The following is a 20,074-nucleotide window of genomic DNA, read 5'->3' on the forward strand; positions in this document are numbered from 1 at the left end:
TTTAAAGCCTTTCTGAGCAATCAGAAAGGCTTTTTTTATGGATTGTCTCGTCCTGAAACACGTTTAATTTCCTTAATTGAAATTTTCAATTTAATATAGCCGAATCCCATGTTAAACTTCAAATGAATCAATTATGATACTGCGTTTACAAACTTTGTTTTTTTCTGCCCTCATTTTTTGGAGTGCTTGTCAACCTAAGACTCAAACCAACCAAAAATTTGAGTTAGAAGAAAAGTCTGTAATAGACCTTCAACAAATGATGGAAAGTGGAAGCCATTCTTCCGTTTCAATTTGTCAATTGTATATAGATCGAATAAAAGCCATAGATCAAGGAGAAGGAGGATTGCATGCAGTGATCGAATTGAATCCTGAGGCTCTCGCTATCGCAGCAGCTCTGGACAAAGAAAGAGCAGCAGGAAAGGTGAGAGGCCCTCTACATGGTATTCCCATCATGATTAAAGACAATATCAACACGGGTGATCAAATGGAAACTACTGCCGGATCTTTGGCACTATTGGGAAGTGATGTGGAAGAAGACGCATTTATTGTAACTAAGTTGAGAGAAGCAGGAGCCGTATTATTGGGCAAAACAAATTTAAGCGAATGGGCTAATTTCCGATCAGAAAGATCATCTAGCGGTTGGAGTGGTAGGGGTAGACAAACGCACAATCCGTATGTACTGGATCGGAGTCCATGTGGTTCCAGTTCTGGTTCGGGTGTGGCTGTTTCGGCCAACTTATGTGCAATTACTATTGGAACTGAAACCAATGGATCAATCGTTTGCCCTTCATCTTTGAACGGTGTGGTCGGCATTAAACCAACCGTAGGTCTTTGGAGTCGAACTGGAATTATTCCTATTTCCAAGACACAAGATACCGCTGGCCCTATGGGCAGAACAGTGGCCGATGCAGCTCTTTTGTTAGGAGCTCTTGCAGGCCCAGATACTCAGGATTTGATCACACAAGATAGTACTTCCATAGTATATGAGGATTATACACAGTTTTTGGATTTGGATGGTCTGAAAGGGAAGCGAATGGGAATTTTTAGAGGACCTATGGGGCAACATGAGGGAGTAGATCAAATAATGGAAGCTTCCTTCAAAGCCATGGAAGAGGCTGGTGCTATTTTGATAGATTCCATTCAACTAGGTGAAATGCATTATTTGGGAAATGCCGAATACGAATTGCTACTTTATGAATTCAAAGAAGGTTTAAATGCCTATCTATCTGGATTAAGATCGGATTTTCCATATAAAAATATTGAAGACTTAATTCAATTTAATGATGAGAATAGTTCAAAGGAGATGCCTTATTTTCAGCAGGAGATTTTTAAGCTCGCGAACTCCAAAGGTGATTTAAAAGATCAGGCCTATAAAGAGGCTCTCGCATTATGTCAGAAAATATCTAGAACTGATGGCATAGACCTAGCCGTAGAAACTTATAAATTGGATGCTATTGTATCGCCTACTGGTGATCCAGCATGGAAGATTGATCGTATCAATGGCGACAATTATAGAATTTCCAGCTCCTCGATGCCAGCGATGTCAGGTTACCCTAATATCACGGTTCCAGCTGGAAATGTTCAGGGCCTACCCATTGGAATATCGTTTTTCTCTACTGCATATAAAGAAGCTGAACTGATAGCTATAGCCTACAGTTTTGAGCAAAAGACTCAAGCACGTATTGTTCCGAACTTGTTGCCGACTTTGGTGTTACCTTAATCATTGATTTATTATTTATCTTTTGGCAAAAAGTCCTTAGTGAAATGAGCACGTTCTTTTTCTTTAGCGAACATTTCTTTGTTGTAAGTAGCTGATTGACCTTTTGGAATGGAAAGAGATTTCCATTCATCGTTTTTGATCATTTTACCGATAAAAACGATTTGTCCGACATGATAGGAATAATGCGATAGTTGCCTATTAATGGCTTCTACTACAGTATGCCCTTGATTTCTAATGTATACGATTTTCGTGAGATCCTCAGGTTTCAAATCATTGATGGCATGAAATAAACAGTCCCAACCTTTATCCCAAGAGATTTTCACCTGTTCTGAGCTGAAAATTTCATTTTCAAACTCTTCATCTCTATTTCTCCATTCTTTTTCTCCATCGGAATTGATAAAGTCTGTCCAACGGGATAGCATATTTGAAGATAGGTGTTTCACAATTTGGATGATGCTGTTGCTTTCTTCATTGTATTGCCAGTTTAATTTTTCGGCAGGAATTTGTTCTATGGTTTTCCAGCCTAATTCTCGGTTGTATAAAAACTGCTTTTTAATACTGGACAGATAATTATCATTCATATTCTATAAAAAGTAAAGTCTTCTAAAGTCTAACTTAAACTATACTTAAAAGGTTTTAGGAAAAACCTCTAATTAAAAACGCATATAAAAATAGGTGAAATCACTCATTGTACGTGGTTTTGATAAAAGGTAAATTTGAGCTTTGATTTAGAGGATGCTATCATTATTTAGGTTGGTATCTTTTGATGTATGGTATAGACCACTTATTTTTAGTAGTACAATAATTACGACAGCTGATAGCTAAGCGGACACCAAATAAATAGAACTCAAATCCAAGTAAACCAAAAATGAGTATTGACATGATTGAAAAATTTACAGAGCAGGAAATGGAAGTGGCTGTCGAAATGGTGAATAGGGGACTTGATCGAGCGGCAGTTTCGCTTAAAATGATCCTTAACAGTGCCATTGAAGTAACCAACGTAGACTTTGATATTGCTGTTTTAAACGATGAACCTCAATATTCAAGTAAAACCGACGATAAGATTCATATCTTAAGAACTGAATTGGCTGGAGAGCTGAGAGGCATCTGTCATTTGATATTTACCAGTGACGAAGTGGAGAAAATTTATACTAAATGTCTTCCTGAGAGTGTGATCAATAGCGATAATGATGACGCCCAAGTGATGAGGTTAGAATTGCTTAAGGAAATAGATAACATTATGGCAGCATCTGTAATTACAGAATTTGCTAATAGCTTAGATGTTGGAATTTATGGAAATGTGCCATCTTTGCACATTATGAAAGCAGATGAAGTCAATAAATATATTCATACCGAATCTGAGACTTTGAGTCCTTTGATTCAGTTTAGCTCTGTTTTTCATACAGATGATATCGATATAAAATCAGATTTCATCTGGTTGTTAGAAGAAGAATTTATTCAGAAAATAAAGAACTTAGCATTAAGTAAATAATAAAAATACCAGAATAATGGGCAAAAAAGTATTAGTCGTTGATGATTCAGCTTACATGCGTACTCTAATAAAAGACACGCTTACTGAGGCAGGCTACGAAATTATAGGAGAAGCACCAAATGGAGAGACAGCTATTGACCTTGCGTTAGAGCTGAATCCAGACTTAATCACATTGGACAATATCTTACCAGATATGATTGGTACGGATATTTTAAAAGTATTCAAAAGTCAAAATCTTTCAGCTAAAGTGGTGATGGTGAGTGCTGTAGGCCAGCAATCTGTGATCAATGAAGGAATTGAATTGGGAGCTGCAGATTACATCGTAAAACCATTTACCGGGGATGACCTCATTGATGTAGTCAACCGGGTGATAGGATAGTTTCCAATTAAATAATAGAAAAGGCCACCCTCTCATTAAAGAGGGTGGCCTTTTCTATTCCAAGATTAGCAAAAGTATGCGTGCATAAGAAAAACTCTTAAATTTCAATTTCGGTTAAATTACTCTTGAATAAAATCCGAATTTCATCGTTCATTGCATTCTATTAGGCAGCAAAGAGGAGAATGAAGAAAGAAATATTTATAGGGAGTAATAGCGACCTTATTGTAGATCAGATTGGGAAGGAGTTAACTAGTATCCATAGAGAGATACAAATCAGAATTGTTAAAGATTTGTCAGCGTTACCGCAGTTGGCAGATGGACAACTAGTGATTATAGATTTATCTGTATACACCACAGGAATCATTGATCGAATTAAAAATTTTAAGAAGGAGTTTCCGCATATAGAACTGATTGCTGTGACTTATACGAATGATGAACAAATTGATCAAATGTTGATGCATCGAGGGTTCGACCAAGTGGCTAACCGAGAAGAATTACCATCTATAGTATTGAAGTATTTGAATTCTCAGCTTGAGCTTTCTAGCTGAATTGAATTCAAAGTGACCAGAAATATTCTGTGAAGGATTTCAAGTCATTTTCATTCTTATATTTGATCTTGTTTTCTTTAACATAGGATTTTAGTTTTTCTGATTGGTTACCCAACTTGGCTAAAGATTTCGATTTTAAATTTTCGAGGACGAACAATTCATTTTCTTTCATGATTAGATATTCTTCTATTCTGGTAAAAATGATTTCAACTTCTTTTTTTTCGAAAACACTGATTGATTGCAGAGTAGCTTGATTTCCTTCCTTGCGGTTTTCTTTGCCTTCTATGGCGTAATACTTTAATAGAAAATTACCACCCTCTTCAAGAATTATCGAATAGAAACCTCTTCTTCCATAACTGCGTCCAAGCTCACTCACATTAATTAATTCATTGATGCTTGAATCTGAAAACTGAACTCTTTTCACCATATTAGGCGCCCCTACGATAATCTGATTTTCATGTCGTATAAGCAGTACTTTTTCTTTATAGTCGTACTTGACAATTACTTGTTCAACCAGTGAATCATTGCCGAGAAGGAGATTGGCATAGGCGAAATCAGGAGGAGTACACTGATTTATCCGACTATTTGCTTCTTCAATAGAAAGTACATTTTGATCAGTTTTGTTTCCGACACCGTAGCTGAGAACCTTGATCCAATCAGGGGAAGTATCTTCTTGTCCAAATGAAGGGGAAATAAAAAGAAAAATAAGAAGTAAGCAAAATAAGATTTTCATAATTCTTCTATTGAGCTGTATTCTGGATAATTTACTTAAAAACAATCCAATAGAAGAATTACATTATGGCTTCTTATTTATTCTGCTTCGACCAATTGTCTCTTAGAGAAACTGTTCTGTTGATTCTAGGTTTATCAGTTTTGGAGTCTTTATCAATAATAAAGTAGCCTAATCGCTCAAATTGAAACTGAGTATTTGGCTCCATGGCGCCGACAGAAGGCTCTACTTTTGCATTTCCTTTAATAGTCAAAGAGTCGGGATTCAAGTGATTTTTGAAATCATCATCAATATCATTAAGATTCTCTGTGGCAAAAAGACGGTCATAGAGCCTTACCTCTGCATCTACTGCATGTGCTGCTGACACCCAACCCAATGTTCCTTTTACTTTTTTTCCTGTTGTGTCGTGTCCACTTTTGGTCTCAGGATCGTATTCTGCATATATTTCTTCAATTTCACCCGCTTCATTTTTTTTGAAACCAGTACATTTTACAATGTATGCATATTTTAATCGCACTTCACGTTCGGGTCCCATTCGGAAAAACTTCTTCGGAGGATCCTCCATGAAGTCGTCTCGTTCGATGTACAATTCTCGTCCAAAAGGTATTTCTCTTTTCCCTGCTGTTTCATCCTCAGGATTGTTGACAGCCGGTAGCATTTCATTCTGACCTTCAGGATAGTTAGTGATGATCAGTTTGACAGGATCTAGTACTCCTAAAACCCTGTTTGCCTTTTTGTTGAGATCTTCTCGAACACTGTGCTCCAAAAGAGCCACATCACTTACACCGTCTCTTTTAGCTACTCCAATTTTTGAAGCAAAATTCCGAATAGATGCTGCCGTATATCCTCGTCTTCGAATAGCTGCCAATGTAGGCATGCGTGGATCATCCCATCCTTCTACGTGACCTTCTTCAACCAATTCCTTAAGTTTTCTTTTGCTAACGACCGTGTAGCTTAAATTCAATCTGGCAAACTCTGTTTGCTTAGAAGGATATAAATCCAATTCATTGATAAACCACTCGTAAAGCGGTCGATGAGATGCGAACTCTAGCGTACAAAGCGAATGAGTGATATTTTCTAATGCATCTGACTGACCGTGGGCAAAATCATAAGTTGGGTAGATGCACCACTTGTCCCCAGTTCGATGATGGATGGCTTTTTTTACTCGATAGATCACCGGATCTCTCATCTGCATCACAGATGAAGACATATCCACTTTTGCACGGAGCACTCTTTTACCTTCTTCAATTTCACCATTTTTCATGGCTTCGAATAGTGACAAATTTTCTTCTACTGATCGATTACGATATTGGCTTAGTATTCCAGGTTTATTTGGTGATCCACGTTCTTCACTGATTTTTTCAGCAGAATTATCATCGATGTAGGCCTTTCCTGCTTTGATTAAGAGGATGGCATATTCATACAGCTGATCAAAATAATCTGAAGCATAAAACTCATTGTCCCAATCATAACCCAGCCATTTGATATCTTCTTTAATCGAATTGATATATTCAATGTCTTCTTTTTCGGGGTTGGTATCATCAAAGCGCAAGTTGCATTGGCCATTGTACTTTTGAGCGAGTCCAAAATTCAAGCAAATGGATTTGGCATGACCTATATGCAAATAGCCATTCGGATGAGGAGGGAATCGAGTCAGTACTTTTCCACCATGCTTACCTTCAGCCAGGTCTTTCTCTATCATTTGTTCAATGAAATTCAATACCGGTCGATCCGTTGTTTCTTTCTCGCTACTCATACATGTGATTTTTTGGAATGCAATTTTAGTGAATTATTAAGTGCTAAGAATTGCGTTTTGTCAGAATAGTTTCCGTTTTCTTATCAATTCTTCATGATTAGCTTAGACTTCCTTCATTTGCTGGATCGTAGCTATCGGATCTTCAGTATTGAAAACTCCTGAACCAGATACAATCACTTCAGTTCCTGCATCAATGACGGATTTGAGATTGTCCAGTTTTACGCCTCCATCTATTTCAATAAAGATATGTTCGAGATTTCTCTCTTTCAATGTGGCTTTTAATTTGGCAATCTTATCTATGCAAGATGGAATCAATTTTTGTCCTCCAAAACCAGGGTTTACAGACATGATCAAGACAAAGTCTACTTCAGGCAAAATTTCATCAATGCTACTTAATGGGGTATGTGGGTTCAAAACCACTCCGGCCTTTTTACCCAATTCCTTGATCAACTGAATCGTTCGATGCAAGTGAGGGCAGGTTTCTACATGTACACTGATCCAGTCTGCTCCAGCTTTAGCAAAATCCGGGATGTATTGGTCCGGATTTTCGATCATCAAATGAACATCAATTGGAAGTTTGGTGCATTTTCTAATGTCTTTGAGTACCAATGGGCCAATGGTCAGGTTGGGTACAAAGTGGCCATCCATCACATCATAATGAATTACTTCCGCACCTCCTTTTTCTACCATTTCGATATCGGCACCAAGTCTGGAAAAATCTGCTGAAAGTAAGGAAGGAGCTATTTTGACTGAATTGGGCATGGAGTTTTTTTGTCGCAAATATAAGACGCTCGAAAATGAGATGTCTTGACTGATTCATTTTTTTGTTGTTCAGATCATTTTTAGATGACTTAAGAATATAAAGAAGTCGAAATCCTTATTTAGAATTGTTCATCAAACTGCCACTTCACTTTCCCATTCGTAATCGAGAGGTGATCAACTTCTCCTATTCCATCGAATAAATAGCTGACGCCAACCAAATAGCCCGGATCCTTGCTGAAGGAAGTCGAAAATATCTTTTGATTGCCTACTGACACATTGAGCTTTTTGTTTTTACTGGTTATATCTATTTGTTGCCAGTTGGCAAGAGATAGTCCAAAGGCAGACAAATCATTTTCTATGCCAGAGATATATTGATCCATTGCTAAAACATTGATTTCACCAATACAGCCAGGAATAGCAAATGGTATCAAAAATGCGCCTTCGGAGAAATGAATGACGACCTTGGCATATTTGCATGCCGAAGCTTGATTGACCTGAGCATACCTTATGCTAGTTTCAAAGCTAAAATCGTCTCCGGAGATGCTTTTTTCTGTGGTGTAATAATGAAAGCTGACGGGTTGATTCAGTTTGTTCAATTGCGCAATACCTTCATCAGACAGACTCAATTTTCCTTTTTTAATTAAATCGCCTTCTTCTAAATATACAGGCACAGGTTCCGAATTTATGGTTCCGAGCCATCCGTCTGTTTCGATGTACACATCTGCCTCTTTGAGTACGACTTCATCTGCAACAAATTTTGATCGGAAATATCCAGGGTAATAGAAGACTGAAGTTGCGGCTGTTTGGTTTTGATTTATTTTGATCCGTTTGCTTTTATCCCAAGACTGTTGAATCACGAGTTGTTCAGCTTCAATTTCATTGGCATTAAAAGAATAAATGACTGTGTTAGGCAATCCGTGGGAAGCGTAGGATGCTTTAAAATTCAAGTTAGCAGTCAATGCCTTAGGATTGCTCAAATTGGAGGTGATAATATACCAACTGCTGAAACTAACAAGGATAATTAAAGAGAGAATCGTGACTACTCTTTTGGTCAGGATATTGGGGATTTGGAATTTCTTTGAAGTGCGGCTAGAATCTTGTGCTCTTTTGTAAGCTGACCAACTCGGATAATCTAAAAAATTGGCCAATGCATCTAAAGTGCTAATACTAGGTTGACTGGCATAATTTACTTTTCCCCACACACGTTTCAGCGTAGTATGGCTAAGACTGACGCCAGTCTTGTTGAATATGATTTGGCTCAATTCCTCAAACTCCTGATTTTGCCATTGATCAGAAGTACCCCATTCGAGCAATCGTTCGATTTGAACTTTACAGTTGCTTATTGTTGATTGAGTGTCCAAAATTCTAGTATTGGTGATCTATTAAATAAACTTCAAAATTGATTTTAAGTTTTCAAATTTACTTGAATGGTAAAAAAGCGCCCCGACTCCTCGGGGCGCTTTACTCATTATACCAAACTATGCTATTTTCTTTATTCGTATTTCAATACAGTAGATGGATTGGCTGATGCGGCTTTTAAGGATTGAAAACTGATGGTGATCAGTGCAATGATCAAGGTTCCTATACCAGCAAAAATGAAAATTAAAGGGTTCATGTCTATTCGGAAAGCAAAATTGTTGAGCCAGTTGTCAATGGAGAAATAGGCCAATGGGCAAGCAATCACAAAAGCGATAGTGATGAGTTTGGTAAAGTCTTTCGAAAGCAAAAGGATGATTTGAGGAATCGTGCTTCCCAATACTTTTCTGACCGCAATTTCCTTTTTGCGCTGCTCTGCAGTAAAGGAAGCAAGCGCAAACAGACCCAGACAGGCGACTACAACGGCTAACCCTGAAAACAAACTGGCGACCTTGCTGAGTTTGTCTTCGTCTTTATAGAGCGTATTCAATTCGTCCTCCAAGAAGAAATAATCGAATGGCCAGCCTGGAGCGAATTCGTTCCATTTGCTTTCTACAAATGACAATGTTTCTTTGAGGTTTTCGGTGTCCATTTTGATAGCCACATATTTGATCAGGAAATTGAAGTTGCCAGGGTCAATTCGAGGTTGAATAACCAACGGTTCAATATTGCGATGCTTGGATGCAAAATTAAAATCTTCAACTACTCCGATCACCTTTCCTTGTCGATTGCTGTATTCACAACTTTTACCGATGGCTTCATCATCTCTCCAGTTCATACGTCGGCACATGGCTTGGTTGATTACTACAGCAGCCGTGTCATCCGATAGAATATTCTTTTTAAACGGTCGACCTTGTACTACATTCAATCCAAATGTTTCAAAGAAGTCATGCATGGGCCAGAAGACGGAAAACAAGGAAGAGCGCTCCATACCTTCAAATCTAAAATTATCTCCTTGATGCCTGGCACCAAGTGCGTCCACTACGCCCGTTACATTTTGAATATCTGTATGTCTGGTGATTTCTTTTTTGAAGGCTTCGTAGCGTTGAACCATCGGGGTACGCTGAGCAGATATATACAAGATTTGCTCTTTGTCGAATCCAGTATCGCTTTGCCTCAAAAAATCTAGTTGGTTCACGGCCACAGAGGTGCCAATGATCATGATAATTGAAATGCAAAACTGAATAATCACCAGCGTCTGTCGCAGGCGACTGCTGCTGCCTTTTTGTGCGCCTTTGAGTCCTTTGATAATAGAAAATGAGCTCAAAACAAATGCGGGATAGATGCCCGCTCCTACACCAATAAATAGTACGACTCCCAATAATCCTAACAGGATTTTGGGTTGCAATAGCATGGCAAACCCTATAGACTTTTCTGTAAAGGCATTGAAAGATGGCAGGATCAGCCAGAAAAACAGCAGGGAAACTAATACAGCAATGCTTGTGATCAATATCGACTCGAGTAAAAACTGAGAAACCAGATATCTCTTTTTACTTCCCAAAGTTTTCCGAATGCCGACTTCTTTAGATCGTTTGGCTGATTTAGCTGTCGAAAGATTCATATAATTGAAGCAGGCGATAAAGAGAATCAGAATTCCAATAATAGAAAACACATACACGTTGTTTTCGCTACTGTTGGGTTGAATTTCGAACTCAAGATCAGAAGTAAGGTGAATATCTGTGAGTGCCTGTAGTCTCATGACCACTTCACCTTGCATAAAATCAGGAAAGAACTTGACAATAAAGTCTGGGAATAAAGATTCCAAGTCGCTTGCCTGAGTTCCCTCTTTTAGCACCAGATAGGTCCAACACGGATTCCAGTACCATGTACGAGGCAGGCTACCGCCAAATCCTTGACGGACAGAACCCATAGCACCAATAAAGTCGAATTGGAAGTGTGTATTATGCGGCGTGTCTGCTAAAATGCCTTTTACGATCAAGTCGCGTTCATTTTGGAAACGGAGGATTTTACCAATGGGATCTTCATTGCCAAAGTACTTTTTAGCCATTGTTTCTGTAATGAGTAGGTCGTTGGGCTCATCGAGTGCTGTATTTTTATCTCCTTTGATTAGTTCGAAATCAAATACATCAAAAAATGTAGAGTCTGCAAAGAACATTCTCCTTTCGTTGAAAGCCTTGTTGGTTTGTTTGTTTTCGATCATCAGGGTTGGAGATTGGTAATCAAACAAACGAACTTGAGCTTCTACCAGTGACGGATATTCAGCGGAAAGAGTTGGCCCAACGGGAAATGGGAGGCTGGATGATCTTTCACCACCACTTTCGTCTTCCATAAATTCATTGATACGATAAATGCGATCTGCTTTAGTATGCATGCGATCATAACTGAGCTCATCACTGATGTATATCATGATGAGTAGGCAACAGGTGATGCCAAGTGCTAAGCCGAGTACATTGATTGAACTATAAAACTTGTCTCTGAGTAAACTGCGAAAGGCAACAAGAAAGTAGTTTTTTAACATGCGAGGTATTTTGAGTTTGCCACTAAAGTGAACGATTTCACTTCAATTTTTCTGCCTGTTTTACACGAATGGTTGATTCCTAGGGTCAAAAACATCAATTAAACCGACAAATACACGGACGATAGATGTTGATTTGATTATTGAAGGATAGTATAGCTGTTAAAGATTAGCTCTACCATATTACCTTTGAGGTTGATGTTAGAATAGTTTTTATGAAAGACAACAATTGCCTCTGTGGCTCCAAAAAGAATATAAATGAGTGTTGTGGTACTATCATAAAAGGTGAACCAGCCAAGACGGCTTTGGCATTGATGCGTTCCAGATATACTGCTTATTGCTTGAGCGAGGCGCAATATCTTTACAACACCACGCATAGCAAACATCGAGCTGCTTATAAAATTGAAGGGATTGAGCAATGGGCTAGAGAAAATACCTGGAATCAACTAGAAATTGTAAGTGTAGCGCATGGGAGTGTTTCAGATACTAAAGGTGTGGTTGAATTCAAAGCTTATTTCACAGATCCTAAAGGAAAAAAGCAAGTACATCATGAACGTTCTAACTTTTTAAAAGAGGATGAAAACTGGTATTATCTTGATGGAGAGATTAATCCGAAGGAAATAGATTTGATGAAGAAAGTGCATCGCAATGACCCTTGTCCATGTGGTAGTGGAAAGAAATATAAAAAGTGCTGTGGTTAAGTTCGATGTTAAGTTCAATATGACTTAATTTGAAATTCAATTAGAAAATCTAATTAGCTCAAAAGTCTAAATCCATCAATGAAAGTTTGCATTGCCGAGAAGCCCAGTGTAGCCAAGGAAATCGCTCAGGTGATTGGAGCCAAGGAGCGAAAAGATGGCTATTTTGAAGGCAATGGCTATCAAGTCACTTGGACCTTTGGGCACTTTTGTACACTTTATCCGCCTGAAGATTATAAGCCTCACTGGAAACGCTGGGATTTGAATACATTGCCCATGTTACCAGAGCGTTTCGAAACCAAGGTCATGGATGATGGTGGCGTAAAGAAGCAATTCAAAGTAATCAAAGGCTTGTTGGACAAAGCACAAGTGGTAATCAACTGTGGGGATGCTGGTCAAGAAGGAGAACTCATCCAGCGCTGGGTGATTAAGCAAGCGAAGTATAAAGGAGAGGTACAAAGACTTTGGATTTCTTCGTTGACCACAGAGGCAATCAAAACTGGATTCGAAGCCCTCAAGCCTGCAGAAGATTTTGATAATTTGTACTACGCAGGCAGCTCAAGAGCTATTGGCGATTGGTTACTTGGCATGAATGCAACCAGACTCTACACCCTTAAATATGGTGGTTTCAAACAAGTGCTCTCCATTGGTCGGGTGCAAACACCTACTTTGGCCATGCTCGTTAATCGACATCATGAAATTGAGAATTTCAAACCTACTTCGTATTGGGAATTGCAGACGGTTTACCGTGACACGAAATTCAATAACACTGAAGGAAAGTTTTTCACGAAAGAGGAAGGAGAGAAGTTACTAAACCAGGTATCGGGAAAGGATTTGGTCATCGTTGATATTGAAAAAAAAGAAGGTAAAGAATATGCGCCTAAACTCTTTGACTTGACAGCACTTCAGGTGTTTTGCAACAACAAGTTCGGGTTTACCGCGGAAGCGACATTAAAACTGGTACAAAGCCTTTATGAAATGAAAGTGGTTTCTTACCCAAGAGTCGACACCACTTTCCTGCCCAATGATATGTATCCAAAGGTGCCAGGTATATTGAAAGGTTTGACAGCTTATTCTACTTTCACCAGTTCTGTTTTGGGAGGGAAGATTCGAAAGTCAACTAAAGTTTTCAATGATAAAAAAGTCACAGATCACCATGCCATTATTCCAACGGGTGAAGAAAAGCCGTTGACTGGAGATCAACAAAAAGTGTATGATATCATCGTCAGAAGATTCATTGCAGTATTTTATCCGGATTGTCAAGTAGCTAAGACTCAAGTGAGTGCTGAGGTGGAAGAAGTGAAGTTTGTAGCCAAAGGCAAGGAGATATTAGAAGAAGGTTGGCGAGTACTTTTCCCAAAAGAAAAGAAAGGGAAAGACGACGAGGACAATGACGAAGAGAACAAAGAAGAAGATGACAATATTCTCCCATCTTTCGAAAAAGGGGAGCAAGGGCCACACGAGCCTTCATTTATAGAAAAGACCACTAAACCACCCAAATACTATACGGAAGCTTCTTTGCTTCGAGCGATGGAGACGGCTGGAAAACAGGTGGATGATGAAGAACTCAGAGATTTGATGAAAGCCAATGGGATTGGTAGACCTTCTACTCGTGCCAATATCATCGAAACGTTGTTTCGTAGAAAATATACGCAACGCCGCAAGAAACAAGTGATTCCTACGCCTATGGGGATTCAATTGATTGGGACTATTCAGAATGAGTTGCTTAAATCTGCCGAGTTGACTGGGCAGTGGGAGAAACAACTTAAGGAAATAGAGGATGGCGCTTTCAGTGCCAGAGACTTTATCGTCAACATGAAAAAAATGGTGGATGATTTAGTCTATGAAGTGAGAATGGAAACGGGTAAACCCAGACTGGAAACAGCCTCAGCTACTAAAGCCAGGAAACCTGCACCAAAGAAAAAGACAACCTTAGTCGGGATGACCTGTCCGAAATGCCAAAAAGGAAATATTCTGAAAGGTCAATCGGCCTACGGCTGTAGTGCGTGGAAAGAGGGTTGCGATTTGCGTTTGCCTTTTGTCTTTATGGACAAAAAGCTCACCGAAGCACAAATTAAACGCTTGCTCCAAAAGAAAGCCACCACCAAAATCAAAGGGTTTGTTTTGGAAGGAGGGAAGGTAGAAGGTGTTTTGAAGCTGACCGACACTTTTGATTTGGAATTCGAAAACAAGTCTCCCAATCCCAAAAAGGAGGGGAGTGACATGCCGCCATGCCCCAAGTGCGGCAAAGGTACAATCATCAAAGGCCAAGCAGCCTACGGCTGCAGCGCCTGGAAAGCGGGCTGTGATTTTAGATTCGCCTTCGATGAGATCAAGATTCGAGCCAATGGAAGACCGTTGTCCAAGGAGTTGGTTTTGGAGATGATGAAGGGAAGTTATTGACACTCAACTAATAACATTTCCAAGGAATCGATAATTAATTGTGTTTGGTATACCATTCATATCTCTGAGACATTGATCAATTAGTTATATTGATGTTTGTATAATCGATGCGTAAAAAATGAATAGTTCACTTTATTTAAAGACAACTTTAATAGCCAAAGAATCATTCATTATAGTATGATTAGTTTTAGAAAAGTCCTGTTAACAGGTTTGCTGTTATTGCCTTTTATTTCTTGTTTTTCTCAAGTTGTTATTGAGGGTAAAGTGCTTGAAAACATCAATAATACGCCAGTGTCTTATGTGAATATTGGCATATTAAATTCTGCCACAGGAACAATTTCGAACAGTGATGGAAGTTACTCCATTACAATACCAGATTCCCTTTTAGACGAGAATCTACTTTTCTCCGCAATTGGTTATGAAACCATAATCATACCTATTGAATCCATTATTCTCAAAAATAAACTCGTTATACGTCTTAAGGAAAAAGCAATTTATCTTGATAAAATAATCATTTCTGCACCGACGCAAAAAAATAAAGCCAAACGATCTTGGCTGGGTAATGGAAAGAAACATTTAATGGTGCAGGGTCAAATGTATTTAGACTCCTCTTCTGCAGGGAGTGCAATGGCTTTGCTAATTGAAAAAAATGATAATTTAGATTTGAAATTCATAGACAAAGCGCGATTATTTATTACAAAAAACACAGAATCTGAATTTAAAGTGCGTGTTAGATTTCTAGAGGTAGATAGCTCAAATAATAATATTCCAGGTAAAGATTTAGTTAATGAGAGTATTGTAATAAAATCAAGTATCAAAAGAGGATGGATAGATTTTGACCTATCATCATATGACATTAAAATAGAAGATGAGTCATTTTTTTTGGTATTTGAATGGATACTGGAAGATAAAGATCGCCTCAAAATGTTCAATACTTTGGCTGAATATGGAAGATTAAATCCAGATAAAATCATAAGGGATACCGTGATAATTGATGGCGAAATGGTCCCAATTTCTGATTATTCTAGTAGAGCTCCAATTCCGGTAATAGCATTTGGAGATACTAGGACTAAATCTGATTTGCTAAAATATAAGTGTTATTCAAGAAGTAATAGTTTTGGTGCATGGGAAAGAGGAACAAGTATTATTTCTGCTAATGTTTTAATGAGTAACAATCCTACTATAAACGCCAATTCTTTTGCTGAAGTAAGTGTGTCAAAGAGTAGAGTTTCTGATCAAAAGAATTCTCTGATAGAGGAATGGAGTCATGATTTTTTAGAGTATTATTCTATTATAGGAATGCAGATTTCTGTGAGTTTGAATAAAAATATGCTGTTTTCTAAAGGATTTGGGTATTCGGATTTTGAAAATGAAAAATTCGTGAATTCACAAACACGCTTTAGAATCGCAAGCGTATCTAAATCAATTACATCGGCCGCAATAATAAATTTGGTTTCTGATGGAAAACTAGATTTGGACCTTGATGTCAGAAGATATGTTCCTTCTTTTCCAACAAAAAGAGATTCACTAACCTCACGTCAATTAGCTGGACATCTTGGAGGTATTCGAGACTACTATGAAATCAGTTTGGATGAATTGTTTGGAAATCCACATTTCCATACAGCAACTGAAGCAATTTCTATATTCAAGGAAGACACACTGATGTCAGAGCCAGGAACTGATTTTTTATATTCCTCTTATGGTTATGACTTATTGGGAGCTGTCATTGAAGGAGCTTCGGGCGAAAGTTACTTGGATTATATGCAATACAACATATGGGAACCACTTCTTATGTCAAATACCTACGGAGACATATCAGATAGTATAATGATTAATAAAAGTAAATTTTACTATCCAAATGAGCATGAAGCTAAACCTTATGACTTAAGTTATGGCTATCCAAGTGGTGGCTTAATTTCAACTACGGAAGATCTATTAATATTTGGGAATGAATTACTATATGGTGATTATTTTGATGAGAAATTAAAAAACAAACTTTTTGAATCACAATACACAATTGATAAAAAGCTTACTAATTATGGGTTAGGATGGTTTATTGGTAAAGATTTTAATGGTCATAGCATCTGGTATCATGTAGGAGAATTGCCATCATCAGGTGCAGTTCTAATTTTATATCCAGACGATGGAATCGTTATATCCCTCTTATCCAACACACCTATATTAACGAATGCTTTAAATGGTCTCCCTCTAGAAGTTCAAAAACTTGCAGCAGCAATTTATAAGGAAAATAATAATTAAAACTATTGATGTTTAAAGCGTTAAACAGATGTTTTCAAAGTGCATAATTTCGTATTAAGAAAACCAGGAGGACGTTTGTAGTCAATTCAATTTTTTCTTGATTTAAGTAATTAGAGTTAGACTATTAATATAAGTCTTTCATTAAAAGCATAATATAAATTAATAAGGCTGGGCTCATAAAACGTATCTATATAACTTCGTATAACCACTCCCAAAATACCGCTTTGTTGTGAGCATTAAATTGAATAGATTGGTTTGATTCAAAAACCATTTCCAATTATGCATAAGGTATTCTCGCTGCTTGCAGCACTCTTCTTCATTTCATTTGGTACGATCCTAGAAGCTCAAAAAAGAAGAAAAAACTCAACTCCTGAAAAAGTCAATTACGACACGAAAGTATATGAGGGTATGGAGTGGCGGAGCATTGGTCCGTATCGAGGAGGACGATCAGCTGCTGTCACGGGCGTGTCTGGCAAACCTAATTTGTACTACATGGGTGCTACAGGTGGAGGCGTCTGGCGCACCGCAGATGCAGGCAACAGCTGGGAAAACATCTCTGATAAGTTTTTTGGCGGCTCGATCGGTGCCGTCACAGTCAGTGAGTGGGACAACAATGTAATCTATGTGGGTGGAGGAGAAGTGACCGTCAGAGGAAATGTATCTTCAGGCAGCGGCATGTGGAAGTCAGAAGACGCTGGCAAGACCTGGAAACATATGGGACTGGAAGATTCCAGACACATACCAAGAATCAGAGTCCATCCTAAAAACCCAGACTTAGTGTATGCAGCCGTCTTGGGTGATTTGTACAAATCAAGCGAGACCCGGGGCGTCTATCGCTCCAAAGACGGAGGTAAAAACTGGGAAAGGATTTTGTTTGCCAACAGGGACGCAGGTGCCGTAGATCTCACTTTCGATCCTAACAACCCTAGAATCTTATACGCCTCTACATGGAGAGTCCGAAGAACACCGTACAGTTTGTCGAGTGGAGGTGAAGGCTCTGCCTTATGGAAAAGTACGGATGGAGGAGACACCTGGACCGACATTTCTGGCAACAAAGGCCTGCCCGAAGGTATTTGGGGCATATCAGGCGTTACCGTCTCACCTGTCAACTCGGATAGAGTATGGGTGATTTTAGAAAACGAAAAAGGCGGGGTTTATCGTTCCGATGATGCGGGTAAGAACTGGGCTAAAGTGAATGAAAGTCGTAGCCTCAGACAGCGCGCTTGGTACTATACTAGAATCTATGCTGACACACAAGACGAAGACAAAGTCTACGTGTTGAATGTAGCCTATCACCAATCTAAGGATGGAGGCAAAACTTTTGAATCTAGTTATGCCCCTCATGGTGATCACCATGATTTGTGGATCGCACCTGAAGATGCGGATCGTATGATTATGGGTGATGATGGTGGTGCTCAGGTGTCGTTTGATGCAGGAGAGAATTGGTCCACTTATCACAATCAACCCACGGCACAGTTTTATAGAGTGACGACAGACGATCATTTTCCTTATCGGATTTACGGTGCACAGCAAGATAATTCCACCGTGAGAATTCCTCACCGCACAAGTGGCGGAGCTATCGACGAAAGCGATTGGGAAGATACCGCTGGAGGTGAAAGTGCTCACTTGGCCATAGACCCTGCAAACAATGACATTGTGTATGGCGGGAGTTATGATGGCTTTTTTACCAGATACAATCATCAGACAGAAGAAATTAGAGGCATCAATGTCTGGCCAGACAATCCCATGGGACATGGGGCAGAAGGTATGAAGTATCGTTTCCAATGGAACTTTCCTATTCAGTTTTCTCCACACAATCCGAAACGATTGTACACAGCTTCTAATTATCTGCACGTCAGTGAAAACGAAGGTCAATCATGGAAAATCATTAGTCCAGATCTGACTAGAAATGACACTTCAAAACTAGTTTCCTCAGGAGGGCCTATCACCAAAGACAATACGAGCGTAGAATACTATTGCACCATCTTCGCTTTCGCGGAATCTCCTCAAGAAGAAGGCTTGATTTGGACTGGGTCAGATGATGGGTTGGTTCATTTGACAAAAGATGGTGGAGAAAATTGGGCCAATGTGACGCCGACTGGTATGCCAGAATGGATGATGATCAATTCTGTTGAAATTGATCCATTCGTGAAGGGAGGGGCATACATCGCTGGTACGAGATATAAGCTGGGCGATTATAGACCTTATTTATACAAGACCAAAGACTATGGCAAAACCTGGCAGAAAATCACAAACGGTATTAGTACGGAACATTTCACAAGAGTAGTTAGAGCGGATCCTAAGCGAAAAGGGTTGCTTTTTGCCGGGACAGAAAATGGCATGTACATCTCTTTTGATGATGGAGCCAGCTGGCAAACCTTGCAAATGAATTTGCCGATCGTTCCGATTACAGATTTGGCTATCAAAAATGACAATCTGATTGCAGCCACACAGGGTAGAAGCTTTTGGCTGTTGGATGACCTTACCGTTTTTCATCACATGAATGATTCGAATAATGGATCAGTTCATTTGTATCAGCCCATGCCATCCTACCGGATGAATGGAGGCAATTGGAATAAGAGCAAACGAAAGGGTGACAACCACCCAGGCGGAGTGTTGACACATTTCTATTTGGAAAAAAAACCTGAAAAGGAAGATACAGTCACGTTGAGCTTTTATGAAACCTCGGGAGAGTTGATCAAAACATTCTCTACACATGCTGAAAAAGAAAGTGCAGAAGGAAAATTGGATGAGCTCAAAAAGGGTCTGAATGTTTTTCCGTGGGATATGCATTACCAGAAAGCTGAGTCATTTGAAGGGATGATTTTGTGGTGGGCATCTCTTAATGGGCCTCGGGCATTGCCAGGTACCTATGAAGTGAAATTGAACGCCAAAGGGCAAACCAAGTCAGCCAGTTTTGAAATTTTAGCTGATCCACGATCATCTTCCTCTGCAGAAGAGCTCAAAGCACAATTTGACTTTTTAATGTCTGTGAGAAACAAACTCAGTGAGACTAATTTGGCCATCAAGAAGATTCGAGAAAGCCGCGCCCAGATCAACACTTTTGTAGATAAGGTGAAGGAGATGGATGAAATGAAGTCCGTAGTGGATACTTCCGCTTACATTTTGGACAAGCTCAAGGTGATCGAAGAAGAATTGTATCAAACACAGAACAAGAGCAATCAAGATCCATTGAATTTCCCTATTCGTTTGAATAATAAGTTGGGGCATCTGAATTCTTTGGCTAGTTATGGTGATTATCAGCCCACTGATCAAGCCTTAGCCTATATGCAGGAAGTGAGTGGGCTAATTGACGTACAATTGGAAAAGCTCGATATTATCCTGAAAGAAGACATTTCTATGTTCAATCAATTAGTAAAGGAACAATCCGTTGATGCAATAATTATCAAGGAAGAGTAGAAAACCTATAAATAC

At 39.0% G+C, this 20,074-nt stretch carries 14 protein-coding genes; 8 read left to right on the top strand and 6 right to left on the bottom strand.

Annotation, left to right across the window (positions count from 1 at the left end; translation table 11 throughout):
• The first annotated feature begins 133 nt into the window (after positions 1-133).
• Positions 134-1,720 carry an amidase gene (locus ABJH98_RS04000; RefSeq protein WP_348306340.1) on the top strand — a complete coding sequence of 529 codons (1,587 nt, stop codon included), beginning with the start codon at positions 134-136 and terminating at the stop codon, positions 1,718-1,720.
• A gap of 11 nt (positions 1,721-1,731) precedes the next feature.
• Here ABJH98_RS04000 and ABJH98_RS04005 read toward each other — a convergent pair whose 3' ends face one another.
• Positions 1,732-2,301: a DUF1572 family protein gene (locus ABJH98_RS04005; protein ID WP_348306341.1), complete on the bottom strand. Its 570-nt coding sequence runs from the start codon at positions 2,299-2,301 to the stop codon at positions 1,732-1,734.
• Positions 2,302-2,600: 299 nt separating this feature from the next.
• On the opposite strand from ABJH98_RS04005, the gene ABJH98_RS04010 reads away from it, so the two are divergent.
• The 3 genes from ABJH98_RS04010 (at position 2,601) to ABJH98_RS04020 (ending at position 4,139) form a co-directional block, all read left to right on the top strand.
• Positions 2,601-3,212: a hypothetical protein gene (locus ABJH98_RS04010; protein ID WP_348306342.1), complete on the top strand. Its 612-nt coding sequence runs from the start codon at positions 2,601-2,603 to the stop codon at positions 3,210-3,212.
• A gap of 16 nt (positions 3,213-3,228) precedes the next feature.
• On the top strand, positions 3,229-3,591 hold the full coding sequence (locus tag ABJH98_RS04015; protein WP_084371319.1) for a response regulator: 363 nt from the start codon (positions 3,229-3,231) through the stop codon (positions 3,589-3,591).
• Positions 3,592-3,773: 182 nt separating this feature from the next.
• Entirely contained in the window at positions 3,774-4,139 is a 366-nt protein-coding gene (locus ABJH98_RS04020) for a hypothetical protein (protein ID WP_348306343.1), read from the top strand.
• 7 nt (positions 4,140-4,146) lie between these two features.
• Here the strand turns inward: ABJH98_RS04020 and ABJH98_RS04025 are convergent, their stop codons facing one another.
• The 5 genes from ABJH98_RS04025 to ABJH98_RS04045 form a co-directional block, all read right to left on the bottom strand.
• Complete coding sequence (locus ABJH98_RS04025; RefSeq protein ID WP_348306344.1) at positions 4,147-4,872, bottom strand: hypothetical protein; 726 nt, start codon at positions 4,870-4,872, stop codon at positions 4,147-4,149.
• A gap of 73 nt (positions 4,873-4,945) precedes the next feature.
• Complete coding sequence (locus tag ABJH98_RS04030) at positions 4,946-6,625, bottom strand: glutamine--tRNA ligase/YqeY domain fusion protein (RefSeq protein ID WP_348306345.1); 1,680 nt, start codon at positions 6,623-6,625, stop codon at positions 4,946-4,948.
• Between the two features lie 102 nt (positions 6,626-6,727).
• A complete protein-coding gene (gene rpe / locus ABJH98_RS04035) occupies positions 6,728-7,387 on the bottom strand; it encodes a ribulose-phosphate 3-epimerase (protein ID WP_348306346.1) in 660 nt (219 codons plus the stop codon).
• A gap of 119 nt (positions 7,388-7,506) precedes the next feature.
• Positions 7,507-8,748 carry a hypothetical protein gene (locus ABJH98_RS04040; RefSeq protein WP_348306347.1) on the bottom strand — a complete coding sequence of 414 codons (1,242 nt, stop codon included), beginning with the start codon at positions 8,746-8,748 and terminating at the stop codon, positions 7,507-7,509.
• 131 nt (positions 8,749-8,879) lie between these two features.
• A complete protein-coding gene (locus ABJH98_RS04045; protein WP_348306348.1) occupies positions 8,880-11,282 on the bottom strand; it encodes an ABC transporter permease in 2,403 nt (800 codons plus the stop codon).
• 212 nt (positions 11,283-11,494) lie between these two features.
• Between ABJH98_RS04045 and ABJH98_RS04050 the strand changes: the two genes are divergently transcribed.
• The 4 genes from ABJH98_RS04050 (at position 11,495) to ABJH98_RS04065 (ending at position 20,059) form a co-directional block, all read left to right on the top strand.
• The gene (locus tag ABJH98_RS04050; protein ID WP_348306349.1) at positions 11,495-11,980 is read left to right on the top strand and encodes a YchJ family protein; all 486 of its coding nucleotides are present in this window, start codon (positions 11,495-11,497) and stop codon (positions 11,978-11,980) included.
• A 78-nt stretch (positions 11,981-12,058) separates the two neighbouring features.
• Positions 12,059-14,380 carry a DNA topoisomerase 3 gene (locus ABJH98_RS04055; RefSeq protein ID WP_348306350.1) on the top strand — a complete coding sequence of 774 codons (2,322 nt, stop codon included), beginning with the start codon at positions 12,059-12,061 and terminating at the stop codon, positions 14,378-14,380.
• Positions 14,381-14,557: 177 nt separating this feature from the next.
• Positions 14,558-16,639 (top strand): serine hydrolase, encoded by a 2,082-nt coding sequence (locus ABJH98_RS04060; RefSeq protein ID WP_348306351.1) that lies wholly within the window; start codon positions 14,558-14,560, stop codon positions 16,637-16,639.
• 279 nt (positions 16,640-16,918) lie between these two features.
• Entirely contained in the window at positions 16,919-20,059 is a 3,141-nt protein-coding gene (locus ABJH98_RS04065; RefSeq protein ID WP_348306352.1) for a glycosyl hydrolase, read from the top strand.
• The last annotated feature ends 15 nt before the right edge of the window (positions 20,060-20,074 follow it).

It is taken from the genome of Reichenbachiella sp. (assembly GCF_039969095.1).
Taxonomy (GTDB): Bacteria; Bacteroidota; Bacteroidia; order Cytophagales; family Cyclobacteriaceae; genus Reichenbachiella.